The following is a 26,202-nucleotide window of genomic DNA, read 5'->3' as shown; positions in this document are numbered from 1 at the left end:
GCCCTGATTAGCGCCACGGCGACCGATGCGGAAGTTCCTGTCTTGAGTGCGTCACGATTTCCGGGTCATGCTCCGCCACTCACCAACCCGGAATCTGTCAGATGATGAAGTCCATCCTTGCTGCGGCCGCGCTCGCCGCCGTCGCCACCGCCGCCTCGGCCCAGACCGCGCCCGCGACCCCGCCGGCCGACCACGCCGCCCATGCGGACCACGCGGCCCTGCCGACCATCACGTCCTCCATCAAGGACCTGCTGGCCAACCCGGCCACCGCCGCCGTGCTCGAGAAGCACCTGCCTGGTGTCTCGCAGCACCCGGCCCTGCCCCAGTTCCAGGACATGACCCTGAGCCAGGTCGCGCCGCTGTCCGGCGGAGCCGTCACGCCGGCGATCATTGAAGCCATCGACACCGACCTGAAGGCCCTGCCGGCGACCTGAGTGAAAACGGACTGATCCTCGTCGATCGAGGATCAGTCCCTCACCACCAGCGGTCGGCCTTGCCCACGCCGCCGGCCGCCTGCTCCAGGGCCGCGCCGACCCGGAAGACGGTCGCCTCGTCCAGCGCCTTGCCGATGACCTGAAGACCCAGCGGCAGGCCGTTGGAATCCAGACCCGCGGGCACCGAAATGCCGGGCAGCCCCGCCAGGTTGGCCGTGACCGTGAAGACGTCGTTCAGATACATCGTCACCGGGTCGATCTGTTTGTCGCCCACGGCAAAGGCGGCCGACGGGGTCGACGGCGTCAGGATGGCGTCCACCTGGCCCCAGACCTTGTCGAAATCCTCGGCGATGCGCCGACGCACCTTCAGGGCCCGGACGTAGTAGGCGTCGTAGAACCCGGCCGACAGGACATAGGCCCCGATCACCAGACGCCGCTTGACCTCCGCCCCGAACCCTTCGGCCCGACTGGTCTCGTACAGGTCCGTCAGCGACGAGGCCGTCTCCGCCCGGTGGCCGAACCGCATGCCGTCATAGCGGGCCAGGTTCGACGACGCCTCGGCGGGGGCCACAATATAATAGGTCGGCAGGGCGTATTTCGTGTGCGGCAGGCTGATGTCGACGATCTCGCAGCCCGCATCCTTGAGCCACTGGACGCCCTGATCCCACAGCGCCTGGATCTCGGCCGGCATGCCGTCGACGACGTATTCGCGCGGCACGCCGATGCGCAGGCCCCGGACCGACTGGCCGACCGACTGGGTCCAGTCCGGCGTCGGCACGTCCAGACTGGTCGAGTCCTTCACGTCGAAGGAGCACATGGATCGCAGCATCAGGGCCGCGTCCTCGACCGTCTTCGTGATCGGACCGGCCTGATCCAGCGAAGAGGCGAAGGCCACCATGCCGAACCGGCTGGCGCGGCCATAGGTGGGCTTGATCCCGACCGTGCCGGTGAAGGCGGCGGGCTGGCGGATCGATCCGCCCGTATCCGATGCCGTCGCGGCCAGGCACAGCTCCGCCGCCACTGCGGATGCCGATCCACCCGAGCTTCCGCCCGGCGTCAGGTCGGCATTGGACGCCTTTGATTTCCAGGGGTTCACCACCGGCCCGAAGGCGCTGGTCTCGTTGGACGAGCCCATGGCGAACTCGTCCATGTTCAGCTTGCCCAGCATGACCGCCCCGTCGCGCCACAGATTGGCGGTGACGGTGGACTCATACGGCGGCACGAAGCCGCGCAGCATGTTGGAGCCGGCGGTGGTCTGCACGCCCTCGGTGCAGAACAGGTCCTTGATGCCCAGCGGCGCGCCTTCCAGCGCCCCGGCGTCGCCCGAGGCGATCCGGGCGTCGGAGGCCCTGGCCATGGTCATGGCCTTGTCGGCGGTGACCTCGACATAGGCGTTCAGGGTCGGGTTGGCGGCCTCGATGTTCGAGACGAAGGCGCGGGTGATCTCTTCGGACGAAAAGGCCTTGGTCTTCAGGCCGTCGACGGCGGCCTTCAGGGTCAGTTGGGTCAGATCCGACATCTATTCGACCACCTTGGGCACGACGTAGAAGCCGTCCGCCGACTTCGGCGCGTTCGACAGCACCGCCTCGACCCGCGCGCCGTCCGTCACCGCGTCATCGCGCAGGCGCAGCGGCTGGGCGACGTTGGACGTCATGGGCTCCACACCCGCCACATCGACCTCGTTCAACTGGTCGATCCAGGCCATGATGGCGTTCAGCTCGCCGGCCAGCGGCTCCAGCCGGTCGTCGGGGGTCTTGATGCGGGCGAGGTGGGCGACCTTCCTCACCGTCGCGGCGTCGATGGCCATGCGGCCCTCCAATGCGAAACCTGAGCCGGCGGGATTAGCGGCGTGGAAAGGGTTTCACAAGGTTGCAGTCAGGAAGGCTGCCCAAGGCCCAGGGGTTCGCAGGCCACGACCAATAGATCCGCGGCGGGCGGCGGCTCGGCATCCATCGTAACGGCCAGGGGGAGACGTGCCCGCTGGAGACGGAAGCGGTACGTGGCGCCGCTTGCTACAGGTACATCGCAGGAGGCCGTCGCATCGATCACGGTCACAGGATCGCCGAGGCCGTCCATCCGGACCACGACATAGGCCCCCCACACGACGGCGACGTCACCCATCATGCCGGTGACCTCTCTCGTCGAGAGGACGCGCCCCGTCAGCATCACCATCGGCCCGGTCGAAGCGCCAGGGGCGGACCGGTCGATCGCACAGCCCGCCGTGGCCGACAGCACGGCGACCAGCAGTCCGGCCTTCGCTACGGCGCATCTGTGCCTCACGAGGCGGGCGTCACCGTGATCGCCGTCGGGGCCTCGTCCTCGGCCGGAACGGTCCAGGACACGATCACCTTGCGATGGCGGCTGCCGATCTCGCCCGAGGCCTCGTTGTAGGTGCTTTCGTGCAGATCCAGATCGACCCGGCCCGCCGAGGACGACAGAACCGTGTAGTCGAGGAAGTTGCCCAGCATGAACACCGACCATCCGTCGCCCGGGCCGCCGTAGAAGGCGATGTAGCTGTACAGACCGTTCATCGCCGGATCGCCCCCGGCCGTGCCGAACATCTTGGCCCCGTCCTCGGCGACCCAGTCCATCCGCACGACACTGGCGGCCGACTGAAGCGTTTCACTCTCGGCCTCGACGGTCAGGGTTTCGGGCGCGCCCGACGCGGTCAGGGGCGCGGCCTGCGGCACGGCGGCCGCCTCGGTCGTCGTCGTGACCTTGACCTCGGGCTGGGCGTTGCAGGCCGTGGCGGCCACGGTGCTCGCCAGAGCCATGGCGATGAACAGATGACGCGACATGATACCCCCTCCGTTATGGTGACGCTCACCCTCGCCTTTGACAGCCATCATGGCAACGCCTACCGCCCCCGCTGTGCCCGTATTGAATCTGACAGACCTCGCCGCCGCCTGCCCGCCCGACACCGCCTGGATGGGGCTGGATCTGGGTGAGACGACCATCGGCGTGGCCACCTCCGACACCTCGCGCATGATCGCCAGCCCGCTGGAGCTGATCCGCAAGTCGAAGTTCACGGCCGAGGCCCATGCCCTGTTCCGGCTGATGGACCACCGCAAGGTTTCGGCCCTCGTCATCGGGCTGCCCGTCAATATGGACGGCACGGAAGGGCCTCGCGCCCAGTCCTGCCGCGCCTTCGCCCGCAATCTGGACCGGATCCGTCCGGTCAACGTCGCCTTCTGGGACGAACGGCTGTCCACCTCCGCCGTCGAGCGGTTCCTGATCGACGAACTGGACCTGTCCCGGAAGCGCCGCGCCGGTGTGGTCGACCGCACGGCGGCCGCGTGGATCCTGCAGGGAGCGCTGGACCGGGTTCGCCACCAACCTCTCCCTCCCCGCTCCGGGGAGGGTGGCTGATGCGCAGCAGCAGCCGGGTGGGGACGGCAAGGCAAGGCCCCACCGACCTGTTTCTGGATCGCCCGACCCTTCCCACCCCGTCGAGGCTGCGCCTCGACGACCCTCCCCCGAGGGGGAGGGAGACACGGCGGTGACGGCTCTCATCGCGGGCATCGTCCCGGTCTTCATCCTGATCGCCATCGGCTATGGCCTGCGCAAATCCGACTTCCTGCCGGACGCCACCTGGCGGCCGATCGAGAAGCTGTCGATCAACCTGCTCTATCCCGGCTTCCTGATCCCCGCGATCTGGGACGCCGACCTGTCGGGCGGCAGCGCGGGCGCGGCGGGCGGATCGGCGGTTACGGCGGTTCTCATCGTGGGTGCCCTGACGCTGCTGGCCAAACCGCTGCTGAAGATCGACGGGCCGGCCTTCACCAGCGTGTTCCAGGGCACGATCCGCTGGAACAGCTTCGTCTTCCTGCCCGTCATCCAGTCGGCCTACGGGGCGGAAGGGCTGGCGCTCGCCGCCGTCATGATCGCCTGCATCATCCCGGTCACCAACATCGCCTGCGTGGCCGTCCTCGCCCGCTGGGGCGCCGACCAGCGCGGCGTCTCGCCCCTGGCCCTGACCCGGGCCATGCTGGCCAACCCGATCCTGGTGGCCTGTCTGACCGGTCTGGCCCTGAACTTCCTCCATGTCCCGCCCATCCCGGGCATTTCCGACACGCTGAAGCTGCTGGGCGGAGCCGCCCTCCCCCTCGGGCTGATCGTCGCCGGGGCGGGGCTCAGCTTCGCCGAGGTGGCCCGGCGCAAATGGACCGTGGCGGGCGTCACCGTGGTCAAGCTCATGGTCATGCCGCCGCTCATGTGGGGCCTGTGCGTGCTCTACGGGGGCAACGAACTGGCCCAGGCGACCGCCCTGCTGTGCGGAGCCGCGCCCGGCGCGGCCGCCGCCTATCTGCTGGCGCGTCAGATGGGCGGCGACGCGCCGCTGATGGCGGGGATCGTGGCCCTGACCACCGTCGGCAGCGCCCTGGGCATTCCCGTGGCCCTCGCCCTGTTCCATCTGGCGTAAGACGCGTTTATAGCCGGGCTTTGATGACCCATACCGCTGTCGCTGCCGACCTGATCGCCGACCGGCTGGTCCCGTTCCCGAAATCCCATTTCCTGGCCGCTGCGGACCTCAATCCGCCGTTCACGCTCGCCCTGCTCGATCTGGCCGACGTCTTCGTCGATCTGAACCGCGAATCGACCAAGGGGCTGGAACTGCTGCGCGGCCGCACCGTGCTGAACCTGTTCTTCGAGAACTCGACCCGGACCAGCTCCTCGTTCGAGATCGCGGCCAAGCGGCTGGGGGCCGACGTCGTCACCATGCCGGTCCAGGCCTCATCGGTGAAGAAGGGCGAGACCCTGATCGACACCGCCGTCACCCTGAACGCCATGCGCCCCGACATCCTGGTCGTGCGCCACTCCGCCTCCGGTGCCGCCGCCCTGCTGTCGCAGAAGGTCGGCTGCGCGGTCGTCAACGCCGGCGACGGGCGCCACGAACATCCGACCCAGGCCCTGCTGGACCTCCTCAGCCTGCGACGCGCCTTCGGCGACGTCGGCGGCCTGACCGTGGCCATCTGCGGCGACATCGCCCACAGCCGCGTCGCCCGTTCCAACGTCGCCCTGCTGTCGATGATGGGGGCTCGCGTCCGCCTGATCGGCCCGCCGACCCTCGTGCCCGGTGACGCCGACCGCTGGGGCTGCGAGGTGTTCCACGACATGCGCGAGGGCCTCAAGGGCTGCGACGTCGTCATGATGCTGCGCCTGCAGCTGGAGCGGATGGACGGGGCGCTCGTCCCCTCGACCCGCGAGTATTTCCGCTTCTGGGGCCTCGATCGCGAGAAGCTGGCCTGGGCCAGTCCGGGCGCGAAGGTCATGCATCCCGGACCGATGAACCGGGGCGTCGAGATCGATTCCGACGTCGCCGACGACCTGAGCGTCTCCCTGATCCAGGACCAGGTCGAGATGGGGGTCGCCGCCCGCATGGCCGTCCTCGCCTCCCTTTCGGCCCGGCTGGAGGGCGCGGCATGACCAGTCTCGCCATCGTCAACGCCCGCCTGCTCGATCCCGCCTCCGACTACGACGGTCCCGGCGCGGTCCTGATCGAGGACGGGGTCATCACCCGCGTCGAGCATGGGGCGGCCGCCCTGACCGCCAACCGGGTCATCGACGCTGCTGGGCTGTGCCTGTCTCCCGGTCTCATCGACATCCGCGTCCGCACCGGCGAGCCCGGGGCCGAGCCCAAGGAGACGCTTAAGTCCGCCAGTCTCTCGGCCGCGGCCGGGGGCGTCACCACCATCGTCATCCAGCCCGACACCGACCCCGCCGTCGACGATCCCGCCATGGTCGACTTCATCCAGCGCCGGGGCGCGGCCCTGAACCTGGTCAACGTCCGCGCCGCCGGGGCCGCCACCCGGGGCCGCGACGGCAAGCGGATGGCCGAGATCGGCCTGATGCACGAGGCGGGCGCGCTGTATTTCACCGACGGCGACCACGTCATCGCCGACAGCCGTGTGCTGTCGCGGATCATGTCCTATGCCTCGGCCTTCAACGCCCTGATCGCCTGCCGTCCGGCCGACCCCTGGCTGTCCGAGGGGGCTGTCGCCACCTCGGGCGAGCTGGCCACCCGCCTGGGCCTGTCCGGGGCCCCCGCCATCGCCGAACGCATCCAGCTGGAGCGCGACCTTGCCCTGGTCGAACAGACCGGCGCGCGCTTCCTGGTCGACCAGATCTCCACCGAGGCCGCGCTCGAGGTCCTGGCCCGAGCCCGCGCCCGGGGGCTGGAGGTCGCCGCCAGCGTCTCGATCAACCACCTGTGCTTCAACGAGATCGACATCGGCGACTACCGGACCTTCTTCCGGCTGGACCCGCCGCTGCGGCCCGAGAGCGACCGGCGGGCCCTGATCGAGGCGGTCCGCGACGGTCTGATCGAGGCCATCACCTCGGCCCATACCCCCGCCCCCGCCGAGGACAAGCGCCGCCCCTTCGCCGAGGCCGCGCCCGGTGCCGTCGGCCTCGAAACGCTTCTGCCCGCCGCTCTCGGCCTGCACCACGAGGAAGGCCTCGACCTCCTCGACGTGCTGCGCCCCCTGACCCACGGCCCCGCGACCCTGCTGGGTCTGGACGCCGGCGCGCTCACGGCCGGTGCCCCCGCCGACCTGATCCTGTTCGATCCCGGCGCCCCGGTCGTGGTGGACGCCGCCACCCTGCGCTCCAAGTCCAAGAACTCCCCGTTCGACGGGCGCAGGCTGCAGGGCCGGGTCGAGATGACGGTGGTGGGTGGTCGGACGGTCTATAGCGCCTAGACCCTCGCCCGTCAGAAGAGCGTCAGCGCCGGCAGCCCTGCGCCGCCGTCAGCTCCGCCCCCAGCACGCCCTTGACGGCCAGCGGCGTATCGGTCGCGATCACCGTCACGCCCTGATCGAACAGGGCGCGGTATTCGCTGACGTCCCCGTCCGCCGCATAGACGCGGTCCCAGGAGCGATCGGACCCGCCGAGCGTCCCGAACTGGACCTCGACATCGCGCGCGCCCAGCGCCCGCCACAGCGCGGGCCGCGCTTCGCGGGTGCCGGTCCAGGCCAGGATCTGCGCCGGGTTCAGCCCCTCCAGCCCGGCGACGTCGTCCAGCCCGGCCGAGATCATCATCTCCGGGGCCATGGCCGAGACGGCGCGCGCGGCCTCGGCGGAATAGGTGATCAGGATGACGCGATCCGCCGCCCCCGACCGTCGCACCTGATCGACCACCTGCCGCGCGAGGGCCACGGTCGCCGCCTCGCTGGAGGGCTTCAGGTCGATCGAGGCGATGGCCCCGACCCGGCCGGCGGCGGCCAGTGCCTCGTCCAGCGTCGGCGGGGCGGCCCCGGTCAGGGTCCCGTCGGGGGCCCGCAGCCGCGCGGCCTTGACCTCGGCCAGGGTGCGGTCGGCGACCAGACCCCGCCCCGTGGTCGTCCGGTCCAGACTGTCGTCGTGCATCATCACCAGCACGCCGTCGCGCGTCAGGGCCGCATCCATCTCGAGGATCGCCCCCGGAATGGCCCGCCCCGTCGCCTCGATGGCCTGGAGGGAGTTCTCGGGCTGGTCCTCTCCCGACTGGGCCCGGTGCGCCGAGATGGCGATCCCGCCGCGCTCGCGCACGCAGTCGAAATAGGCGGCCATGCGCGGGGCGGAGGTCGGGGCGACCGGCGGTGCCCCCGCGCATCCTGCGACCGTCGAGGCCAGGAGCAGGGTCGCGAGCGAAAGACGGGTCATGGCCATACCGGAAGGGTCAGGGATTTGCGCCCTCATACCCGCACATCCGGCAGGCCGTCACCCCCGGAACCCTTGCCCCCATCGCTGCGCCGACGCATTGTCACGGGGCACGTCAGGCGGGAGCGAATCGGTTGCAGGATCTGGTCGGCCCAGCGCTTCTCACGCTCGGCCTCGTCGCCGTGGGCGGCTATCTGCTGGGCTCCATCCCCTTCGGCGTTCTGATCACCCGCGCCGCCGGGACCGGCGACGTGCGCAATATCGGCTCGGGCAATATCGGCGCGACCAATGTGCTGCGCACCGGGCGCAAGGACCTGGCCCTCGCCACCCTGCTGCTGGATGCCGGCAAGGGCGCCGTCGCCCTGCTTCTGGCCCGCCACTTCCTGAACTCGGAGGCGGCCGGAGCCATCGCCGGCGGCGCGGCCTTTCTGGGTCACCTGTTTCCCGTCTGGCTGGGATTCAAGGGCGGCAAGGGGGTCGCCACCTTCTTCGGCCTGATGATCGCCGCCTGCTGGCCGCTGGGCCTGATGGCGGGCGCGACCTGGCTGATCGTGGCCTTCCTGCTGCGTTATTCCTCGCTGGCCGCCCTCGTGGCCGCCGCCGCCGCGCCCCTCTACGCCCTGCTGCCCCTGCCTGCGCTCGGCCTGCCCGCGCCCCAGCCGGTCTTCGTTCTGGCCATCGCCACGGCCGTTCTGATCTACATCCGCCACCACGAGAATATCGGCCGCCTGCTCAAGGGTGCGGAGCCGCGGATCGGGGCCGCAAAGAAGGCGTGAGCCTGCCCGAGGCCGAGCGGTTCGCCCGCCTGCGCCTCGCCCGCGCCGACCGCGTCGGACCCGTCTCCTTCCAGCAGCTTCTGGAGCGCTTCGGCACCGCCGTCCGGGCGCTCGACGTCCTGCCCGACCTCGTCCGCAAGGGGGGCGGCCACGGCTACACCCTGCCGGATCACAGCCGCATCGACGCCGAACTGGCGGCCGGAGCGCGCGCCGGGGCCACCCTGCTGGTCCTCGGCGACCCGGACTTCCCCGCCATGCTGGCGGCGCTCGACCCGCCCCCGCCCCTGCTCTGGGCGCGGGGAGACGTGGCCCTCCTCGGCCGGGAATCGGTCGCCGTCGTCGGGGCCCGGATCGCCTCGGCGGGCGGCCAGAGGATCGCGCGCGGTCTGGCGCAGCAGTTGGGCGAGGCCGGATTCGTCGTCGTGTCCGGCCTCGCGCGGGGCATCGACGCGGCCGCCCACGCCGGGTCGCTCGCGACCGGGACCGTCGCCGTCCTCGGCGGAGGGGTCGACGACGTCTATCCTCCGGACAACGCCAGCCTCTACGACCAGATCGCCCAACAGGGCTGTATCGTCTCCGAAAGCCCCATGGGGGCCCGGGCCCAGGCCCGCGACTTCCCGCGCCGCAACCGCATCATCTCCGGCCTGTCGCGCGGCGTCATCGTGGTCGAGGCCGAGCTGCGGTCCGGCTCCCTGATCACCGCGCGGCTGGCCGGGGAACAGGGCCGCGACGTCTTCGCCGTCCCCGGCTCGCCGCTGGACCCGCGCTCGAAGGGTCCCAACGAGCTCCTGCGGCAGGGGGCCATCCTGTGCGAGGGCATCGACGATGTCCGGCGCGCCTTCGAGACGCTGCGCACCCTTCGGGAGCCGCCGGCCGATCCTCCGTTTCTCGACGGCGGGGATGACGTCGACGCGGCCTTCCTGGACCGGGTCGCCGCCCTGCTGTCCCCCACGCCCACGCCCCGCGACGAGATCGCCCGGGCCCTGAACGCCCCGATCGGCGCCGTCGCCGCCGCCCTGCTGGAACTCAGCCTCGCCGGCCGGGCGACGCTTCTGCCTGGCGGGTCCGCCTCTACCTAGGGCAGGGCCCACGGTGGCGCCTGCAACCGCGAGCCATGGCCCAACCGAAACGGGAATATCGCGGTCCGGAACAGCCTGATTGACTTAAGGCCCGCGCCCAACCACGTTCTGCCCCCCCCCTCCTCCCAGACTGAGCCGCAATGAATCTCGTCATCGTCGAGAGCCCCGCCAAGGCCAAGACCATCAATAAATACCTCGGCTCCGGCTTCGAGGTGCTCGCCTCCTATGGCCACATCCGCGACCTTCCGTCGAAGGACGGCTCGGTCAAGCCGGACGAGGACTTTGCCATGGAGTGGGAGGTCGACGCCCGCGCCTCGACCCGGATGACCGAGATCGCCGCCGCCGCCAAGCGGGCCGACCGCGTCATTCTCGCGACCGACCCCGACCGCGAGGGGGAGGCGATCAGCTGGCACGTGCTGGAGGTCCTGAACAAGAAGAAGGCCATCAAGGACACGCCGGTCGAGCGCGTGACCTTCAACGCCATCACCAAGTCGGCCGTGCTGGAGGCCATGGCCAACCCGCGCCAGATCGACATGGAGCTGGTCGAGGCCTATCTGGCGCGCCGCGCACTGGACTATCTGGTGGGCTTCACCCTGTCGCCGGTGCTGTGGCGCAAGCTCCCCGGGGCCCGCTCGGCCGGCCGGGTACAGTCGGTGGCCCTGCGCATCGTCGTCGATCGCGAACTCGAGATCGAACGCTTCCGGCCCCAGGAATACTGGTCGATCGAGGCCGATCTGGCCGCCGACAGCCCGCCCTTCACCACCCGTCTGGTCAAGCACGCCGGCAAGCGGATCCAGCGCCTCGACATCAAGGACGAGGCGACCGCCAACGCGGCGCGCGACGCCATCCAGACCGGCGACTTCACCATCCGCTCGATCGAGAAGAAGCCGGTCCGCCGCTTCCCTTCGCCGCCCTTCACCACCTCGACCCTGCAGCAGGAGGCGTCGCGCAAGCTCGGCTTCGACGCACAGCGGACCATGCGCGCGGCCCAGAAGCTGTACGAGGGCGTCGACGAGACCGGCGGCCTGATCACCTATATGCGGACCGACGGCGTCCAGACCACGCCCGAGGGCATCGCCCAGGCCCGCGAGGTCATCGGCGAGACCTTCGGCCCGGCCTTCGTCCCGGCAGAAGCCCGTTATTACAAGACGAAGGCCAAGAACGCTCAGGAAGCGCACGAGGCGATCCGGCCGACCAACATCGCCCGTCGTCCCGACAGCCTGCGCCTCGAGAGCGACCTCCAGCGCCTCTACGAGCTGATCTGGAAGCGGATGGTCGCCTCCCAGATGGAGGCCGCGCGCCTGGACCGCACCACGGTCGAGGTCGAGACCCCCGACGGCCAGACCGGCCTGCGTGCCACCGGCCAGGTCGTGACCTTCGACGGCTTCCTGGCCGTGTATGAGGAAGGTCGCGACGAGAAGCAGAAGGGGGCCGAGTCCGAGGAGGACGACGACACGGCCCGCCTGCCGACCCTCAAGGAGGGCGCCAAGGCCAAGGTCGAGGCCATCCGCACCGACCAGCATTTCACCGAGCCCCCGCCCCGCTATTCCGAGGCGACCCTGGTCAAGAAGCTGGAAGAGCTCGGCATCGGCCGGCCCTCGACCTATGCCTCGATCCTGACGACGCTGCGCGACCGCGAATACGTCCGCATGGACAAGAACCGGTTCATTCCCGAGGACAACGGCCGTCTGGTCACGGCCTTCCTCGAGCAGTTCTTCGGCCGCTGGGTCGAATACGACTTCACCGCCGCCCTGGAGAACCAGCTCGACGAGGTGTCGGCCGGCGACATGGACTGGAAGGCGCTGCTGCGCGAGTTCTGGTCCAAGCTGAAACCCGCGACCGCCGCCGTGCTGGAACGTCAGGGTGTGATCGACGAGCTCGACACCGCCATCGGTCCGTTCCTGTTCCCCGAGAAGGCCGACGGGTCCGACGCCCGCCTGTGCCCCCTGTGCAAGACCGGACACCTGCACCTGAAGGCCAGCTTCAAGATGAAGTCCTCCTTCATCGGCTGCTCCAACTATCCCGAATGCCGCTACACCCGCGGCTTCGGCGCGGGCGAGAACGCCGGTGACGAGGCCGGCGGCGATCGCGAACTGGGCATCGACGAGGCGACGGGACTGCCGGTCGCGCTGAAGATCGGCCGCTTCGGCCCCTATGTCGAAACCGCCAATCCGGGTGAGGAGAAGCCCAAACGCTCGTCCCTGCCCAAGGGCTGGAGCCCGGCGACCCTGACGCTGGAACAGGCCGTGCGCCTGCTGGCCCTGCCGCGTCCCGTCGGCGATCACCCGGAGGACGGCAAGCCCATCACCGCCGGCCTCGGCCGCTACGGCCCCTTCATCCTGCATGCCGGGACCTATGCCAATGTCGCGGATATCGATGAGGTTTTCGACATCGGCCTGAACCGTGCGGTCGTGCTCCTGGCCGAAAAACGCGCCGGCAAGTTCGCCGGACGCGGAGCCGCCGTGGCCCCGCTGAAGGACCTCGGGGCCCACCCCGAAAGCGGCGAGCCGGTCCACGTAATGGCCGGCCGCTTCGGTCCCTACGTCAAGTCCGGCAAGATCAACGCCACCCTGCCCAAGGGGACGGCGCCCGAGGACATGACGATGGAGATCGCCGTGCCGCTTCTCGCCGCCCGCGCCCTGGTGGCCCCCAAGGCCAAGAAGGCCCCGGCGAAGAAGGCCGCCCCCAAGACGGCCGCTGCGAAGAAACCGGCCGCTGCGAAGAAGCCGGCTGCCAAGAAGCCCGCTGCGAAGAAGACCAAGACTGTCGCCTGATCCACGTCTCCTCCCCGTCGCCATTTGGCGATGGGGAGGGGGACCCCGAAGGGGTGGAGGGGCTCTTAACCGCGCACACGCTCTTCCGCATTCGTCCTGATCCACGTCAGCACGCTATCAAGATTGACCCTGACGCTTTCGGCCGAAAGTCGAAGCACGAAAACGCCCTGCGCCTTCAGCCAGGCCGTGCGTCGCTGATCCTTCTCCCAATGCTCCGCCTGCATATGGATCTGGCCATCCACTTCGACGGCAAGCCGCGCCTCAGCGCAGTAGAAGTCGAGGACATACGGCCCGACCGGATGCTGACGCCGAAACTTCAGGCCGGCCAGTTTGCGACCTCGAAGACAAATCCAGAGCCTCGCTTCCGGCGGCGTCAGCGTGCGTCGAAGCACCCGCGCCCTGCTCACTGCACCCTGCGTGGTCAAGAGCCCCTCCGTCTCTCCGCTGCGCTTCGAGCCACCTCCCCGAGCCTTCGGCTCGAGGAGGAGACACATCTGCAACATTAGTTCTTGTTTTGTTCTGTTTCCAGCCTTACCCTGTCGTCATGTCCCCCCGCCCCCTGCCGACGAAAGGACGCGGTGCCCGCACCAACGCCACGGGCCGCTACGAGGCGACCACGCACGAGGCCTTCGATGACGGCTGGACGCCGGAGGACGAGGCCCCGACGCAGATCCGCACCACGCTCACGCCCGAGCACGCGCGGACCATCATCGCGAAGAACACCAGTCCCGACATCGGTTTCGACCGCTCGATCAACCCGTACAAAGGCTGCGAACATGGCTGCATCTACTGCTACGCCCGTCCATCCCATGCCTGGATGGGCCTATCCCCGGGCCTGGATTTCGAGAGCCGGATCTTCTTCAAGCCCGAGGCCGCGGGTCTCCTGGAACGCGAGCTCCTCGCGCCCCGGTACGTCTGCAAACGCATCCACATAGGCGGCAACACCGACCCCTATCAGCCGGTCGAGCGCGATCTGAAATCGACGCGGTCGATCCTTCAGGTCTGCCGGCGGTTCAACCAGCCCTTCTCCATCATCACCAAATCGAATCTGATCACCCGCGATGTGGACATCCTTGGGCCGATGGGCCGCGACCGTCTGGCCAGCGCCTTCGTGTCGATCACGACCCTGGACCGGGGCCTCGCCCGCGCCATGGAGCCCCGCGCCTCGACGCCTGCGAAGCGCCTCGAGGCCATAAGCCGCCTGGCCGAGGCCGGCGTGCCCGTCGGCGTCGGCTTCGCCCCGGTGATCCCCGGGCTCAACGATCACGAGCTGGAGGCCGTCCTGGAGGCTGCGGCCAAGGCCGGGGCGACCACGGCCATGTACGTCACCCTGCGCCTGCCGCTCGAGATCAAGGACCTGTTCCGCGAGTGGTTGGCCGACGCCCGCCCCGAGCGCGCCGCCCGCGTGATGTCCCTGATCCGCCAGACCCGGGGCGGCAAGGACTACGACGCCGACTGGTCCCAGCGCATGAAGGGCACCGGCCCCGTCGCCGACCTGATCGCCGCCCGCTTCAAGGCCGCCGTCAAACGCTATGGTCTGGAGAGCCCGCGCCACGATCTGGACGTGACGAAGTTCCGCGTCCCCGCCGATGCCCGGCCGCAGCTGGAGCTGTTCGCCTGACCCGAACGGGTCGAACGGGTCGAACGGGTCGGACGGTGTTTTTCGTTCGCCCTATCGCCGGAACACCCCGACCAGCTCGACATGGCTGGACCACAGGAACTGGTCCACGGGCGTGACCGTCTCCAGCCGGAACCCTGAGTCGATCAGCACCCGCGCGTCCCGGGCGAAGGTCTGGGGATTGCAGGACACGCCCACGACGACCGCTGCCTTCGTCCCCGCGATCTGGGCCGTCTGGTCGATGGCCCCGGCGCGCGGCGGGTCGAACACGATGGCCTCGCAGGCCTTGAGGTCGAAGGGCGTCAGCGGGCGCCGGAACAGGTCGCGGGCCTGGGCCTCGATGGCCTTCATGCCCTTGGCCGATCCGATCCCGACCTTCAGCGCCGCGATCCCGGCGGCCGAGGCGTCCGCCGCGATCACCCGCGCCACCGTCGCCAGCGGGAAGGTGAAGGTCCCGGCTCCGCAGAACAGGTCGGCGACGACCTTCGCGCCCTTCACCGCCGCCACGGCCCGCGACGTCATCGCGTCTTCAGCCTCCGGCACCGCCTGCAGGAAGCCGCCCGCCGGCAGGGGGACCGTCGCCGGGCCGAAGCGGACCCTCGGCTGCCGCGCCATCACCAGCGTCTCGCCGGCCAGGCTCAGCCGGGCCAGGTCGCCCTCGCCCGCCGCCCGGATCGCCTGCATCTGGCGGTCCGCGGACAGCCCGCCCGAGCGGCGCTCGACCCCCGTCACATCGACGTCCAGTCCGTCCAGCGTCCAGGTCACATGCAGGGTCGGGGCGGATTTCGGATGTTCCAGGAAGGCGCCCGCCATCTTCGCCAGCAGCGGAAAGGCGGCCACCAGCCGGGGGTCGGCCACCGGACAGGTCGTCACCTCCACCAGCCGCCACGACTTGCGCGCCTTGAACCCCAGCACGACGCGCCCGTCCTCCAGCCGCCGCGCATGCAGGGCCAGCCGTCGCCGCGTCCCCGGCGGCACCGCCACCGTCGCCTCGACTTCCGTCTCGATCCGCTCGCGCGCCAGGGCTGCGACCACCTGGTCCCGCTTCCAGTCGAGATACGGCTTGCTGGCCCAGTGCTGCAGCGAACATCCGCCGCAGTCGCCATACTGCGGCGACACCGGCGGCACCCGGTCTGGACTGGCCTCGACCACCTCCGCCCCGTCCATCCGCCCGTCCCGGACCTCGCCGCGCACGGTCTCGCCGGGCAGGGTCAGGGGCACGAAGACCGGCCCGCCCGGCGTCTCGGCCACGCCGTCTCCCTGTCCGGCCACCCGGGCGATCTTCAACGTCATGCTCATCGCTCGGCTTCTAGACGCCCTGACGCGCATCGCGAAACCTGAACGAAGATGAACGACCCGCTCAAAACGCGTTCAGGTTCGAACCCCTAAAACCGGAGCATCAGATCGGAGCCGCACCCCGCGTCTCCCAACACAGGGGATCCTCCCGATGTCCGTTTCGATGAAGAGTTCAGTCGCCGCCGTCGCCGCCGTCATCGGTGCCTTCACCCTGATGCCCGCCGCCGCCTCGGCCCAGTCCTATGGCTACGGCAACAGCTACCAGAACCAGGGCTACAGCCAGCCCTACGGCTACAACCAGGGCTACGGCAACAATGGCTACCGCGATCGTTGCCAGACGCTGGGTCAGGGTCGGACGGGCGCGGGTGCCCTAATCGGCGCAGGCGTCGGAGCCGTCGCCGGCTCGCAGATCGCGGCCCGTGGCAACCGCACCGAAGGCTCGATCATCGGCGGCGTGCTGGGTGCCATCGTCGGATCCCAGGTCGGTCGTGCGTCGAACAGCAATTGCCAGTCGAACGGCTACCAGGGGTCGGCCTACGCCCCGCCGGCGACCTACTACAACGACCGGGATCGCTACGACGACCGGGCCCAGTCCTACGGCCGCTACGACGATCGTCGCTATGACAGCCGCTCGAACGACCGTCGCTACGACAACGGCTACCAGGTCAGCGCCGACGGCTATTACGTTTACGACCCGCGCCGCGGCTGGGTGCCCCGGTAACGGTCAACAGGATCGCGGCGTCGGTTAGTTTTCAGCCCCCCTGTCGACCGACGACGTGACGGGAGCCGCCGGTGGAGCAATCCATCGGCGGCTTTCACTTGTCCCAAACGGCCAAAGCCCGACGCGCGACGGCTCGCTGCCCGAGCGGCGACCGCCCGTCGATCAGGGCTTCTTCGCCCAGATCAGAAACTCGACATTGCCATCACCGCCGGTGATCGGGCTTTCGGTCGTTGCCTGAACCGACCAGCCCACGCTGGCCAGCCAGGCCGAAACGCCCTCCACCGCCGCCACATGCGCCTCGGGGTCCTTCACGATCCCCTTCTTGCCGACCGCCGACGGGCCCTCCCCTTCGAACTGCGGTTTGACCAGTGCGATCAGGTCGGCCCCTGCCCCGGCAAGATCCAGCGCCGCGGGCAAAACCTTGGCCAGGCCGATGAAGCTGGCGTCGCAGACGATCAGACCAGGTGCCTCGGGGATCAGCTCCCGATCCAGCGACCGGGCATCCGTCCGCTCCAGGCTGACCACCCGCGGGTCGGCCGCGATCCTGTCGTGGAGCTGCCCGAAACCCACATCAACGGCAAACACCTTGGCCGCCCCGCGCTTCAGGCAGACCTCGGTGAACCCCCCGGTAGAGGCCCCGACGTCCAGCACCACCCGTCCGGCAACCTCGACGGGCCAGAGCGTCAGCGCGTGATCCAGCTTCAGCGCCCCGCGCCCGACCCAGTCGTGCGCCTGCGTCACCGTCACGATCGCATCGTCGTCGAAGGCGCGCGCGGCGTTGGTCACCACGATACCGTCCACCGTGACGCCCCCGGCCTGAATGGCCGCCTTGGCCCGCGCCCGGCTGTCGATCAGCCCTTTCGAAACCAGTAGTTGATCAAGGCGCATCAGCGGTCATCCAGGGTCAGAAGCGGCAACAGATAGTCGAGGAACACCCGCCCCTTGCGCGGCAACTCCCGGTGAGTCCACAGCGCCGACAGGTCGATGGACGGGCCACACCATTCCGGCGCGACCCGGACCAGCCGCCCGCCGGCCAGATCGGCGCGGACGGCAAAGGACGGCAGCAGCACCACGCCCGCCCCGGACAGGGCCAGGCCACGGACGACAGCCCCCGCCCCGGCCGTCACCGGCCCCGACGCCTCGAACACCACCGGATCGGCAGGTCCGTCCAGCCGCCACCGCACCCCCAGCGTCGACCCGGAGTAGAGGATACAGCGGTCCCTCAGCTGGTCCGCGAGCGGCGCCCCGGTATCCAGCGTCTGCGCGACCTCAGGTGACGCGACGAGCCAGCGTTCATAGGCCCCCAGCCGCCGCCCTGTCATGCCGCTGTCGGTCAGCGGGCTCAGACGCAAGAGCAGGTCCACGCCCTCGGCGACCGCATCGATCCGCGCGTCCGTCGCCGCCAGATCCAGCCGCATCTTCGGAAAGGCGTTCAGGAAGCTGCTGACGTGCGGGGCGACCTCGTCGGTCGCGAACGCCACCGAAGTCGAGACTCTCAGCCGCCCGACCGGTTCGCGGTCCGCGCCCGCCGCCGCCTCCATCAGGGCCGCGTCCTCGTCGAGCATGCGCAGCGCCTGCTCATAGACCCGCTGGCCGGGCTCGGTCACCGACAGCCGGCGCGTGGTGCGCAACAACAGCCGCGCGCCGAGATCGGCCTCCAGCGCCGCGATCGCCCGGCTGGTGGCGGATTGCGACAGACCGGCGTCGCGCCCGGCGCGCGAGAAGCTGCCGGTTTCCACCGTGCGGACGAACAGGCGAAGGGCGGACAGGCGATCCATGCCGCCCTTTTCATGCGTTGCGCGCATAAGTCAAAGGCGATCTCCCCGGCTAATGCTCGCTGCGCAGACGGCGCACCTTGATACCGACGACGCAACCCGCGTCCGCCAGATCAAGGAGACCGACCATGACCCAGTTCCCGATCCATACCGTCGACACAGCGCCCGAAGGCTCGCGGCCCTTCATCGCCGGAGCCAGGGCAGCCTTTGGCCTCGTGCCCAATCTGGTCGGCGAGTTCGCCGAGAGCCCCGCGGTGATCGAAGGCTATCGGTCCCTCGCCGGTGCCTATCAGAAGTCCGACCTGACGCCGCTGGAGCGCGAGATCGTCCTGATCGCCGCGTCGGTCGAGAATGCCTGTCACTACTGCGTGGCCGCCCATACGACGGTCACCCAGGGCCAGCATCTGGATCAGACGGTGATCCAGGCCGTGCGCAACGGCGGACCGATCGCCGATGCCAGGCTGGAGGCCCTGCGCGACTTCGCCACCCGGGTGGTGCGCGAGCGCGGCTGGGTCTCGGACGCCGACGTCAACCGCCTGATCGGCGCGGGCTACACCGCCGGCAATGTGCTCGAGGTCGTGCTCGGCGTCGGGCTGAAAACCATCTCGAACTACGTCAACCACATCGCCGAAACCCCGGTCGACGCGGCCTTCCAGGCCAATGCCTTTACGCCCCGCAAAGCGGCCTGAACCCTTTCCGTAACCAACAGGCGGTGTCGGGCGAAGCCTCGCGCGACGCCGCCTCAGGAGACTGACCCATGCGCATCCTGACCGTTCTGTTCGCCCTCGGCCTGCTCGGGGCCGTGGTCATCGTCCTGCCGATGGTGGGGCACGACACCCTGATCAACGCCCAGTCGATCAGCCCCACCATGCCCGCCCTGCGCGGCTAGAGGCTCTCCAGCCGGGCCAGCGCCGCCTCCAGACGCGCCTTCCCGGCCTCGGCCTCCGCCAGCTTCGCCCGCTGTTCGTCGATCACGGCCGGAGCGGCGCGTTCGACGAAGTTGGGATTGCCCAGCTTCTTCATCACGTGCCCGATGTCGCTGTCGAAGGCCGCGACCTCCTTGGTCAGGCGAACGCGTTCGGCCCCCAGGTCGATGATGCCCGCCAGCGACAGGGCCGCGGCCGTGCCGCCCGAGACGAAGGTCACCGCTCCGGCCGGAGCCGTCGGGGCCGCGGCAGCCTCGGAAACGCGCGCCAGCGTCAGGATCAGATCGCGGTGCCGCAGGGCCCGCTCTGCCGTCACCCCGTCCGGCGCGACGAAGGTCAGGGGCGGCTTGGCCCCCGGCGGAACGTTCATCTCGGCCCTCAGGGCGCGAACGTCGGTGACCAGATCGACCAGCCAGCCGATCTCGGCCTCGGCCCCTACATCGATGAAGGCGTCGGGCAACGCGGGCCATTGGGCACCGATCAGCATGGGTTCCTCGCGCGCCGCGCCGTCCTTGCCCAGTTCGTCCCACAGCTCTTCCGTAATGAAGGGCATGACGGGGTGGAGCAGCTTCAGCGTCTGATCCAGGGTCCAGGCGGTCATCGCCCGGGTCTCGGCCTTGGCCGCCGCGTCCGATCCCTGGAAGACCGGCTTGGCCAGCTCCAGATACCAGTCACAGAAAACGTTCCAGACGAAGCGGTACAGGGCCGAGGCGGCATCATCGAACCGACCGCCCTCGATGGCTTCCGACACAGCGCGTTCGGTCTTGGTCAGCTCGCCGCGGACCCAGCGGTTGATCGTCTGATCAACCGTTGACGGATCGAAGCCCTCGACACGCAGGGCTTCGTTCATCTGGCTAAAGCGGGCGGCATTCCACAGCTTGGTGCCGAAGTTGCGATATCCCTCGATGCGCTGACGGGACAGCTTGATGTCTCGCGTGCCCGACAGGATGGCCATGGTGAAGCGCAAGGGATCGGCCCCCAGCTCATCGATGATCACCAGAGGATCGATCACGTTCCCCTTGGACTTGCTCATCTTCTGGCCCTTCTCGTCGCGGACGAGGCCGTTGATGATCACGCGTTTGAACGGCACCTCGTCCATGAAGTGCAGCCCCATCATCATCATCCGGGCAACCCAGAAGAAGATGATGTCGGCCGCCGTCACGAGGTCCGAGGTCGGATAGAACCGCGCCAGATCGTCGGTCTTCTCTGGCCAGCCCATGGTCGAGAACGGCCAGAGGGCGGACGAGAACCAGGTGTCGAGGACGTCCTCGTCCTGGGTCAGGGCCTTGCCACCCGACTGGGCGACGGCTTCCGCCTCGGTCTCGGCGACATAGATCTGGCCGTCGGCGTCATACCAGGCCGGGATGCGATGGCCCCACCACAGTTGGCGCGAGATGCACCAGGGCTCGATGTTGCGCAGCCATTCGAAATAGATCTTCTCGTACGACTTCGGCTCGAACACCGTGTCGCCCTGCTCCACCGCCTTCAGCGCCGGCTGGGCCAGGGTTTGGGCGTCGACGTACCACTGGTCCGTCAGCCACGGCTCGATGACCACGCCGGAGCGGTCGCCGTGCGGCACGACGTGGCGCGTCTTCTCGATCTCGCGCAGCCAGCCCTCTTCCTCGGCGCGAGCGACGATGGCCTTGCGCGCGGCGAAGCGATCCAGGCCGTCGTACTCGGCCGGGATATCCGGCGTGTCCGCCGTCGTAATCCGCGCGAAGGCGTCGAGGATGTTCAGCGCTTCAAGTCCTGCACGTTTTCCGACGCCGAAGTCGTTGAAATCATGCGCCGGGGTGATCTTGACCGCGCCCGAGCCCTTGGTCGGATCGGCGTAGTCGTCGGCCACGATCGGGATGCGCCGCCCGACGATCGGCAGGGTCACGAACTTGCCGACCAGACCGGCATAGCGGCCGTCGTCGGGATGCACGGCCACGCCGGTGTCGCCCAGCATGGTCTCCGGCCGGGTCGTGGCCACGACGATGAAGTCGCGCGTCTCCCACTCGGTCGCATTCCCGTCTTCGTCGAAGGCGATCGGGTGTTCGTAGGTGACGCCGTCGGCCAGGGGATAGGCGAAATGCCAGTACGCTCCCTCGACCTCGCGCTGTTCGACCTCGAGGTCGCTGATGGCCGTCTGGAACTGCGGATCCCAGTTCACCAGCCGCTTGTCGCGATAGATCAGCCCCTGCTGGTGAAGCTGGACGAAAACCTTGCGCACGGCCGCGTTCAGCCCCTCGTCGAGGGTGAACCGCTCGCGGCTCCAGTCGCAGGACGCGCCCAGCCGGCGCAGTTGCTGGACGATCGTCCCGCCGCTTTCGGCCTTCCAATCCCACACCTTCTGCACGAAGGCCTCGCGGCCCATGTCGCGGCGGCCGACATTGCCCGCCGCCGCCAGTTGGCGCTCGACCACCATCTGGGTGGCGATGCCCGCGTGGTCCGTGCCCGGCAGCCAAAGAACGGCCTTGCCGCGCATCCGGTGATAGCGGGCCAGGATGTCCTGCAGGGTGTTGTTCAGCGCATGGCCGATGTGCAGCGACCCCGTCACGTTCGGCGGTGGAATGACGATCGAATAGGCCTCAGCCGCGCCGTCCGTCTTCGGCGCGAACGCCCCCGACGCCTCCCATCGGGCATACAGGCGCGGCTCGGCGGCCGCGGGGTCGAAGGTTTTCTCGAGCATCAGAATGGTCCGGAAACGAAAAGGGGCGGCCCCGTCGGAGCCGCCCCTGGTGGTCTTAGTGACAGGTGACGCCGGGGGCTAGGCGGAGCGGGCGATCCGCTCGACTTCCTTGCGTACCGCCGTCTCGACGATGCCGGGCAGGTTGGCGTCCAGCCACTCCTTCAGCATCGGCCGAAGAAGGGCGCGAGCGAGGTCGTCGATGGTCGGGCCGGTTCCGCCCGTCGGTGTGGGTTCCGGCGGACGGAAGCTGGCGGCCAGACCGGCAAAGGCCGAGGCCGCGCTGGCCGAAGCCGTCTCGCTGACCAGGGCTTCGTGATCGACGGAGGATGTGCTGGGGGCCGGTTCGGGATGCACGGGCGCGGGCTCCGAATGGAACGACGTCGGAAAGGGCTCGGGCTCCGGCGCGGCGACATCCAGGTCGCCGATCGTTTCGTGCGCGGGGGCCTCGTAACGGTCGGTCAGATCGAGGATTTCCTCGTCCTCATGCTCCGGCTCCGGCTCCGGCTCGGACGTCGAGGGCGTCGCCTCCATGAAGGCGGTGACGGGTTCGGGTTCGACCACCGGGTCCGGCTCGGGTGCCGCAGCCGCAGGGGCCGCCTCGGGAGCCGGGGTGTCGTCCTCGGAGATGATCCGGCGGATCGACGCCAGGATCTCTTCCATCGTCGGTTCTTGAGCGGTCGTGTCGGTCATGGTCTGGCCTTCGGAGAACCTGCGCGGGCTATGGGCGAGAACGCTGGGGCCAAGGACGCCACCAACCCACAACATTTCGTCGCATCAACGCCCTTGGGAATCAACGGGCCTTTTCGCCTGTTGGGTTAATTGGCGCCCGAAGGGACCGTCTGGACGATCTCGGACTTCAGTTGCGTGTCGATTGGCGCATCCTCGGTATCCGTGGCCGAGGTCACCGGCGGGGCAGCGATCCGGTCCAGGGTCTCGATCAGGCCGTCCCAGGGAAGAGCGCCGCGCAGGTTGACCCGGTCGCCATTGGTGGCGGGATCGTAAAGCTCGATCGACGGATCCAGTTCGCGGGCCCCCAGACGACCCATGGCGGCCAGAAGCTGGGCCTGGGCGACGTACTGGTTGCGCCGTGCGCTCGCCAGGTTGATCTCGGCGTTGCGCAGTTCCAGCTCTCCGTTCAGGACGTCCAGCGTAGTCCGCAGGCCGACCTGCTGCTCCTGACGGACGCCCTCGGCCGCGACCGTGGCGGCCCGCACGCCGGATTGTCCCGCCGTCAGCTGCGATGCCGTCGAAATGACCTGCGCATAGGCGCTGGAGACGTCCTGAAGGACACTGCGCCGCTGACGCTCGATCTCGATCTGGGCGGCATTGGCCTGTTCCAGCGCCTGGACTTCCTGGGACCGGTTCAGGCCGCCGGTGAACAGCGGGAACGACACCGAGGCCCCGGCCTGGAAGCTGGTGCGGTCGGCGAGGTCGAAGTCCGTCAGGTCGCCGGAGCCGCCGTAGGACGCAGTGGCGCGCGCCGTCGGAAGGAAGGCGGACTTGGCCTGGGCGTGACGCGCCTCTGCGGCCTGCAGGTCGTACTGGGCGGCCGTGATGCCGGGGTTCTCGGCCAGACCGATGTCCAGGGCGACCTCGAAATCGTTGGGGATGCCGGGCAGCACGGGCGGGGCTTCCAGGTTGGCGGGGGCCTGGCCGACGACGGCGGCATAGGCGGCGCGCGACACCGAAAGCTGGGCCTGGGCCCCGGCCAGATCGGCCTCGGACTGGGCCAGACGGGCCTCCGACTGGGACACGTCGGTACGGGTGATCTCGCCGACCTCGAAGCGGGCGTTCGATTCGTCCAGCTGGCGACGCAGGACGGCGACGTTGGCCTCGCGGATCCGTAGGATCTCGACGTCGCGCTGGACGTCCACATAGGCCTGAATCACCGAAGCCAGCACCTGCTGCTCGATGGCGCGCAGCGATTCGCGACCGCTGAGCACATTGGCCGTGGCCGCATCGATGCCGCGGGCGATCCGGCCGCCCGAGTACAGGGTCTGGGACAGGTCGATGCTGGCCCCGCCCGTGTCGCTCTCGATCGTACCCAGACCGCCGCCCTGGCTGCGGCTGTAGCTGGCCGAGCCGCTGACGCTGACCTCGGGGCGCAGGCCGGCGCGCGCCTGGGGCACGACCTCGTCCAGCGCCCGCTGATTGGCCCGCTGCTGCTGCAGGGTGGGGTTGGTGCGGTAGGCCAGCGCGATCGCTTCCTGCAGCGTCTCGGCGAACGATGGCCCGGCCAGGCCGACCGCGACGGCGGTCACCAGCGAGATCCGGGCGACGGTGGCGAGCGCGCGCGAGCGTTTGAACATGGTCACATCCTGATGGGTCCCGCGAACGGTACCGGTATCCCTCTGGAACGGGGTAGTGAGGGCGTCCCGTCCCTGACGCCAGTTAAGTTTTTTTCACCCGAGCGCCAGAGCTTGGCCGCAACAAGGCGTGGGTCACAGCGCGAAGGCGGGCGCGGGTGTCATTTCGGCCAGAACCGGCGGCGCGGCATCGAACAATTCGCGGCGCGAATAGCCCTCGCGGCCCCGCACATAGAGGACGGCGCGACCATTCGGCCCGCTGCGCTCCACCACGGCCAGCCGACCGCCGATCCGCAGCCTTTCCAGCCAGGCGGTGGGCCGGGCGGCGACGGCACCCTCGCTGACGATCAGATCCCAGTCTGCCCCGGTCGGCGTGGTCAGGGGCCCGACATGCATCACGACTCCGGCATCGTCCAGCGCCGGAGCGACAACCTCGGCCACGGCCGGGTCGGCTTCCTGGGCTGTCACCTTGAGCCCCAGATCGGCCAGGACGGCGGCGGCATATGGGGCGGCGATGGCCAGGGCGGTCTCGCCCGGACGCGCGTCCAGCGCCTGCAACAGCTTGGCGACCTCGCGGGCCTGCATCAGGCGACGGTCGCCCGCGATCTCGACCTCGACCTCGCCATAGGCGGCAAAGGCCCGATCGGCGGCACAGAAGTGCTCACGCGGCACGGCCAGCAGGGCGGCCTGCAAGCCCCGGTCGGTGACGTCGTTCACCCGCACCTGGGAGTCGACCATGACCTTGCGTGCGGCTGCGAAATCCATTGTCCGATACGTCCCTTGGCCCGGCCACGCCGGGAATCTCGCGCGCTTATAGGTCCGTGGATCGCGGCCGACAATCATTGCAGCGGACAATCATTGCAGGGGTCGGATCGATCTGATAGCAACCGCCCCTCGCGATCTGGGGGCCTTGCAAGAGGTCCTACGGCCTGATGGCGGAGTGGTGACGCAGAGGACTGCAAATCCTTGCACCCGGGTTCGATTCCCGGTCAGGCCTCCATCGCGACCCCGTCGGGATCCCGGATGGATCAGAGCGGCGCGGTCATCCAGCCGATGGCACCCGCCGCACCGACGCAGCCCGCCACGATCGCGGCTGCCAGCGCGATCCGCAGATTGCGGCTCATGAACCCCAGAATGCTCGTCATGTCGTGCCCTCCCCGGACCGACACAGCGCCACAGATCACACCGTTCATCAAGGTGGACAAAGCGTTAATCCGTTGAAATTTTGGTGACTGTCACGCTTGCGGCTGGGTCAGTTGATAGAGGCCGAGCGCGCTGGTCACCGACACGTTCAGCGAGTCGAACCCGCCCGCCATGGGGATGCCCACCGTCCGCGTGCGCGCCATGACCGACGCCGGCAAACCCGGCCCCTCCGACCCCAGCAGCAGGGCGCGGCGTCCGCCCGGTTTCAGCCCTTTCAGGGGTTCGATCGCCGACGGCGACAGGGCGATGACCTCGAACCGGGCGGCCTCCAGCGCGTCGACGAGGGCCTCCAGCGAAGGGGCCGCCGCGCCAGGCGTCCGAAGCACGGCCCCGACCGACACCCGGATCGACTTGCGATAGAAGGGATCGCCGCACCGGTCGTCAGTCAGGACTGCGGCCGCCCCGAACGCCGCGGCGTTGCGGTACAGCCCGCCGATGTTGTCGTGATTGCCGATTTCGGAGGCGGCAACGACGACCGCTTGCTCCGGCAGGTCCGCCAGCACTGCATCAAGCGTTCTCGCGAGTGGCTTCTCCCCCAGCGCCAGAATGCCCCTGTGCAGCGGAAACCCGACGATCCGGTCCAGCACGTCCTGGCCCACCGCAAAGACCGGCGTGCCGGCGGGCACGGTTTCCAGCAATCCCCGCAGCCCGTCGACCCGGTTCGCGGCGATCAGAACCGACCTCGGTCGACAAAGCGACGCGTCCGACAGCAGCGTCCTCAGGACCACTTCCCCCTCGGCGATGAACAGGCCCTGCCTGCCTGTCAGGTCGCGTTCGCGGATATCGCGATAGGCCGCGATCCTCGCATCGTCGGGGTCATCGATGGTCTCGATCAACATGGTCGACATTTCCCGTTGCGCCGCGCGCGCAGCCGCTGCTATAGGCCCGCCTCCCGAGCCTCTGTTCCGCGGTAGCTCAGTGGTAGAGCAGCCGACTGTTAATCGGCTGGTCGTAGGTTCGAATCCTACCCGCGGAGCCA

At 69.2% G+C, this 26,202-nt stretch carries 26 protein-coding genes and 2 tRNA genes; 14 read left to right on the top strand and 14 right to left on the bottom strand.

Annotated elements, in window-relative coordinates:
• The first annotated feature begins 101 nt into the window (after positions 1-101).
• A complete protein-coding gene (locus BRESU_RS09125) occupies positions 102-434 on the top strand; it encodes a hypothetical protein (protein WP_013269253.1) in 333 nt (110 codons plus the stop codon).
• Positions 435-474: 40 nt separating this feature from the next.
• Here the strand turns inward: BRESU_RS09125 and gatA are convergent, their stop codons facing one another.
• The 4 genes from gatA to BRESU_RS09105 all read right to left on the bottom strand — a co-directional run bounded on the left by gatA (position 475) and on the right by BRESU_RS09105 (position 3,232).
• Entirely contained in the window at positions 475-1,953 is a 1,479-nt protein-coding gene (gatA, locus tag BRESU_RS09120) for an Asp-tRNA(Asn)/Glu-tRNA(Gln) amidotransferase subunit GatA (protein WP_013269252.1), read from the bottom strand.
• Positions 1,954-2,241: an Asp-tRNA(Asn)/Glu-tRNA(Gln) amidotransferase subunit GatC gene (gene gatC, locus BRESU_RS09115; RefSeq protein ID WP_013269251.1), complete on the bottom strand. Its 288-nt coding sequence runs from the start codon at positions 2,239-2,241 to the stop codon at positions 1,954-1,956.
• A 68-nt stretch (positions 2,242-2,309) separates the two neighbouring features.
• Positions 2,310-2,606, bottom strand: a complete 297-nt coding sequence (locus BRESU_RS09110) for a hypothetical protein (protein WP_013269250.1) — start codon at positions 2,604-2,606, stop codon at positions 2,310-2,312.
• A 104-nt stretch (positions 2,607-2,710) separates the two neighbouring features.
• A complete protein-coding gene (locus tag BRESU_RS09105) occupies positions 2,711-3,232 on the bottom strand; it encodes a hypothetical protein (protein WP_013269249.1) in 522 nt (173 codons plus the stop codon).
• A 73-nt stretch (positions 3,233-3,305) separates the two neighbouring features.
• Here BRESU_RS09105 and ruvX point away from each other — a divergent pair, with 73 nt between their 5' ends.
• From ruvX to pyrC, 4 genes are all read left to right on the top strand, one after another.
• Positions 3,306-3,803, top strand: a complete 498-nt coding sequence (gene ruvX / locus BRESU_RS09100; RefSeq protein WP_041761490.1) for a Holliday junction resolvase RuvX — start codon at positions 3,306-3,308, stop codon at positions 3,801-3,803.
• A gap of 130 nt (positions 3,804-3,933) precedes the next feature.
• A complete protein-coding gene (locus BRESU_RS09095; protein WP_013269247.1) occupies positions 3,934-4,857 on the top strand; it encodes an AEC family transporter in 924 nt (307 codons plus the stop codon).
• Positions 4,858-4,880: 23 nt separating this feature from the next.
• Complete coding sequence (locus BRESU_RS09090) at positions 4,881-5,861, top strand: aspartate carbamoyltransferase catalytic subunit (protein ID WP_013269246.1); 981 nt, start codon at positions 4,881-4,883, stop codon at positions 5,859-5,861.
• The gene (gene pyrC, locus BRESU_RS09085) at positions 5,858-7,135 is read left to right on the top strand and encodes a dihydroorotase (RefSeq protein ID WP_013269245.1); all 1,278 of its coding nucleotides are present in this window, start codon (positions 5,858-5,860) and stop codon (positions 7,133-7,135) included. The genes BRESU_RS09090 and pyrC overlap by 4 nt, the downstream gene beginning before the upstream one ends.
• 22 nt (positions 7,136-7,157) lie before the next feature.
• On the opposite strand, the gene BRESU_RS09080 is transcribed toward pyrC, so the two are convergent.
• Complete coding sequence (locus BRESU_RS09080) at positions 7,158-8,078, bottom strand: glycerophosphodiester phosphodiesterase family protein (protein WP_041762338.1); 921 nt, start codon at positions 8,076-8,078, stop codon at positions 7,158-7,160.
• Positions 8,079-8,209: 131 nt separating this feature from the next.
• Here BRESU_RS09080 and plsY point away from each other — a divergent pair, with 131 nt between their 5' ends.
• From plsY to topA, 3 genes are all read left to right on the top strand, one after another.
• Positions 8,210-8,851: a glycerol-3-phosphate 1-O-acyltransferase PlsY gene (gene plsY / locus BRESU_RS09075; RefSeq protein ID WP_013269243.1), complete on the top strand. Its 642-nt coding sequence runs from the start codon at positions 8,210-8,212 to the stop codon at positions 8,849-8,851.
• Positions 8,848-9,930 (top strand): DNA-processing protein DprA, encoded by a 1,083-nt coding sequence (gene dprA, locus BRESU_RS09070; RefSeq protein ID WP_013269242.1) that lies wholly within the window; start codon positions 8,848-8,850, stop codon positions 9,928-9,930. The genes plsY and dprA overlap by 4 nt, the downstream gene beginning before the upstream one ends.
• Positions 9,931-10,070: 140 nt before the next feature.
• Positions 10,071-12,704, top strand: a complete 2,634-nt coding sequence (gene topA, locus BRESU_RS09065; RefSeq protein WP_013269241.1) for a type I DNA topoisomerase — start codon at positions 10,071-10,073, stop codon at positions 12,702-12,704.
• A 65-nt stretch (positions 12,705-12,769) separates the two neighbouring features.
• On the opposite strand, the gene BRESU_RS09060 is transcribed toward topA, so the two are convergent.
• Complete coding sequence (locus BRESU_RS09060) at positions 12,770-13,129, bottom strand: endonuclease domain-containing protein (protein ID WP_245528554.1); 360 nt, start codon at positions 13,127-13,129, stop codon at positions 12,770-12,772.
• 119 nt (positions 13,130-13,248) lie between these two features.
• On the opposite strand from BRESU_RS09060, the gene BRESU_RS09055 reads away from it, so the two are divergent.
• A complete protein-coding gene (locus BRESU_RS09055; protein WP_013269239.1) occupies positions 13,249-14,325 on the top strand; it encodes a PA0069 family radical SAM protein in 1,077 nt (358 codons plus the stop codon).
• A gap of 51 nt (positions 14,326-14,376) precedes the next feature.
• On the opposite strand, the gene BRESU_RS09050 is transcribed toward BRESU_RS09055, so the two are convergent.
• On the bottom strand, positions 14,377-15,615 hold the full coding sequence (locus BRESU_RS09050) for a class I SAM-dependent RNA methyltransferase (protein WP_013269238.1): 1,239 nt from the start codon (positions 15,613-15,615) through the stop codon (positions 14,377-14,379).
• A gap of 166 nt (positions 15,616-15,781) precedes the next feature.
• On the opposite strand from BRESU_RS09050, the gene BRESU_RS09045 reads away from it, so the two are divergent.
• On the top strand, positions 15,782-16,339 hold the full coding sequence (locus BRESU_RS09045; RefSeq protein WP_169308016.1) for a glycine zipper 2TM domain-containing protein: 558 nt from the start codon (positions 15,782-15,784) through the stop codon (positions 16,337-16,339).
• 162 nt (positions 16,340-16,501) lie between these two features.
• Here the strand turns inward: BRESU_RS09045 and BRESU_RS09040 are convergent, their stop codons facing one another.
• A complete protein-coding gene (locus tag BRESU_RS09040) occupies positions 16,502-17,227 on the bottom strand; it encodes a TlyA family RNA methyltransferase (protein WP_013269236.1) in 726 nt (241 codons plus the stop codon).
• Entirely contained in the window at positions 17,227-18,117 is an 891-nt protein-coding gene (locus BRESU_RS09035) for a LysR family transcriptional regulator (RefSeq protein ID WP_013269235.1), read from the bottom strand. Before BRESU_RS09035 ends, BRESU_RS09040 begins: the two co-directional genes overlap by 1 nt.
• A 125-nt stretch (positions 18,118-18,242) precedes the next feature.
• Between BRESU_RS09035 and BRESU_RS09030 the strand changes: the two genes are divergently transcribed.
• Both BRESU_RS09030 and BRESU_RS17755 read left to right on the top strand, forming a co-directional pair.
• A complete protein-coding gene (locus BRESU_RS09030) occupies positions 18,243-18,803 on the top strand; it encodes a carboxymuconolactone decarboxylase family protein (RefSeq protein WP_013269234.1) in 561 nt (186 codons plus the stop codon).
• Positions 18,804-18,871: 68 nt separating this feature from the next.
• The gene (locus BRESU_RS17755; protein ID WP_013269233.1) at positions 18,872-19,003 is read left to right on the top strand and encodes a hypothetical protein; all 132 of its coding nucleotides are present in this window, start codon (positions 18,872-18,874) and stop codon (positions 19,001-19,003) included.
• Here the strand turns inward: BRESU_RS17755 and BRESU_RS09025 are convergent.
• The 4 genes from BRESU_RS09025 to BRESU_RS09010 form a co-directional block, all read right to left on the bottom strand.
• Positions 19,000-21,714 carry a valine--tRNA ligase gene (locus BRESU_RS09025; protein WP_013269232.1) on the bottom strand — a complete coding sequence of 905 codons (2,715 nt, stop codon included), beginning with the start codon at positions 21,712-21,714 and terminating at the stop codon, positions 19,000-19,002. The genes BRESU_RS17755 and BRESU_RS09025 overlap by 4 nt on opposite strands.
• A 78-nt stretch (positions 21,715-21,792) precedes the next feature.
• Positions 21,793-22,404, bottom strand: a complete 612-nt coding sequence (locus BRESU_RS09020) for a DUF2497 domain-containing protein (protein WP_013269231.1) — start codon at positions 22,402-22,404, stop codon at positions 21,793-21,795.
• Positions 22,405-22,529: 125 nt separating this feature from the next.
• Positions 22,530-24,023 (bottom strand): TolC family outer membrane protein, encoded by a 1,494-nt coding sequence (locus BRESU_RS09015; RefSeq protein WP_013269230.1) that lies wholly within the window; start codon positions 24,021-24,023, stop codon positions 22,530-22,532.
• 132 nt (positions 24,024-24,155) lie between these two features.
• On the bottom strand, positions 24,156-24,785 hold the full coding sequence (locus BRESU_RS09010; protein WP_013269229.1) for a protein-L-isoaspartate O-methyltransferase family protein: 630 nt from the start codon (positions 24,783-24,785) through the stop codon (positions 24,156-24,158).
• A gap of 161 nt (positions 24,786-24,946) precedes the next feature.
• On the opposite strand from BRESU_RS09010, the gene BRESU_RS09005 reads away from it, so the two are divergent.
• Positions 24,947-25,020: transfer RNA gene (locus tag BRESU_RS09005), tRNA-Cys, on the top strand.
• Between the two features lie 235 nt (positions 25,021-25,255).
• Here the strand turns inward: BRESU_RS09005 and BRESU_RS09000 are convergent.
• A complete protein-coding gene (locus BRESU_RS09000) occupies positions 25,256-26,062 on the bottom strand; it encodes a TrmH family RNA methyltransferase (protein WP_013269227.1) in 807 nt (268 codons plus the stop codon).
• Between the two features lie 65 nt (positions 26,063-26,127).
• Here BRESU_RS09000 and BRESU_RS08995 point away from each other — a divergent pair.
• Positions 26,128-26,202: transfer RNA gene (locus tag BRESU_RS08995), tRNA-Asn, on the top strand.

The organism is Brevundimonas subvibrioides ATCC 15264, assembly GCF_000144605.1.
Lineage (GTDB): Bacteria > Pseudomonadota > Alphaproteobacteria > Caulobacterales > Caulobacteraceae > Brevundimonas > Brevundimonas subvibrioides.
Note: the sequence above shows the minus strand (reverse complement) of the source record. Positions and strands in the feature narration are given on the sequence as shown.

Excerpts from the sequence above, each read along its gene's own strand:
- BRESU_RS09040 (WP_013269236.1), bottom strand. The coding sequence starts at position 17,227 with ATGCGCCTTGATCAACTACTGGTTTCGAAAGGGCTGATCGACAGCCGG.
- BRESU_RS09110 (WP_013269250.1), bottom strand. The coding sequence starts at position 2,606 with ATGGTGATGCTGACGGGGCGCGTCCTCTCGACGAGAGAGGTCACCGGC.
- BRESU_RS09010 (WP_013269229.1), bottom strand. The coding sequence starts at position 24,785 with ATGGATTTCGCAGCCGCACGCAAGGTCATGGTCGACTCCCAGGTGCGG.
- BRESU_RS17755 (WP_013269233.1), top strand. The coding sequence starts at position 18,872 with ATGCGCATCCTGACCGTTCTGTTCGCCCTCGGCCTGCTCGGGGCCGTG.
- pyrC (WP_013269245.1), top strand. The coding sequence starts at position 5,858 with ATGACCAGTCTCGCCATCGTCAACGCCCGCCTGCTCGATCCCGCCTCC.
- gatA (WP_013269252.1), bottom strand. The coding sequence starts at position 1,953 with ATGTCGGATCTGACCCAACTGACCCTGAAGGCCGCCGTCGACGGCCTG.
- BRESU_RS09020 (WP_013269231.1), bottom strand. The coding sequence starts at position 22,404 with ATGACCGACACGACCGCTCAAGAACCGACGATGGAAGAGATCCTGGCG.
- BRESU_RS09125 (WP_013269253.1), top strand. The coding sequence starts at position 102 with ATGATGAAGTCCATCCTTGCTGCGGCCGCGCTCGCCGCCGTCGCCACC.
- BRESU_RS09090 (WP_013269246.1), top strand. The coding sequence starts at position 4,881 with ATGACCCATACCGCTGTCGCTGCCGACCTGATCGCCGACCGGCTGGTC.
- BRESU_RS09000 (WP_013269227.1), bottom strand. The coding sequence starts at position 26,062 with ATGTTGATCGAGACCATCGATGACCCCGACGATGCGAGGATCGCGGCC.
- BRESU_RS09045 (WP_169308016.1), top strand. The coding sequence starts at position 15,782 with ATGAAGAGTTCAGTCGCCGCCGTCGCCGCCGTCATCGGTGCCTTCACC.
- gatC (WP_013269251.1), bottom strand. The coding sequence starts at position 2,241 with ATGGCCATCGACGCCGCGACGGTGAGGAAGGTCGCCCACCTCGCCCGC.
- BRESU_RS09105 (WP_013269249.1), bottom strand. The coding sequence starts at position 3,232 with ATGTCGCGTCATCTGTTCATCGCCATGGCTCTGGCGAGCACCGTGGCC.
- BRESU_RS09055 (WP_013269239.1), top strand. The coding sequence starts at position 13,249 with ATGTCCCCCCGCCCCCTGCCGACGAAAGGACGCGGTGCCCGCACCAAC.
- BRESU_RS09050 (WP_013269238.1), bottom strand. The coding sequence starts at position 15,615 with ATGACGTTGAAGATCGCCCGGGTGGCCGGACAGGGAGACGGCGTGGCC.
- BRESU_RS09080 (WP_041762338.1), bottom strand. The coding sequence starts at position 8,078 with ATGACCCGTCTTTCGCTCGCGACCCTGCTCCTGGCCTCGACGGTCGCA.
- BRESU_RS09015 (WP_013269230.1), bottom strand. The coding sequence starts at position 24,023 with ATGTTCAAACGCTCGCGCGCGCTCGCCACCGTCGCCCGGATCTCGCTG.
- topA (WP_013269241.1), top strand. The coding sequence starts at position 10,071 with ATGAATCTCGTCATCGTCGAGAGCCCCGCCAAGGCCAAGACCATCAAT.
- BRESU_RS09030 (WP_013269234.1), top strand. The coding sequence starts at position 18,243 with ATGACCCAGTTCCCGATCCATACCGTCGACACAGCGCCCGAAGGCTCG.
- BRESU_RS09025 (WP_013269232.1), bottom strand. The coding sequence starts at position 21,714 with ATGCTCGAGAAAACCTTCGACCCCGCGGCCGCCGAGCCGCGCCTGTAT.
- BRESU_RS09035 (WP_013269235.1), bottom strand. The coding sequence starts at position 18,117 with ATGGATCGCCTGTCCGCCCTTCGCCTGTTCGTCCGCACGGTGGAAACC.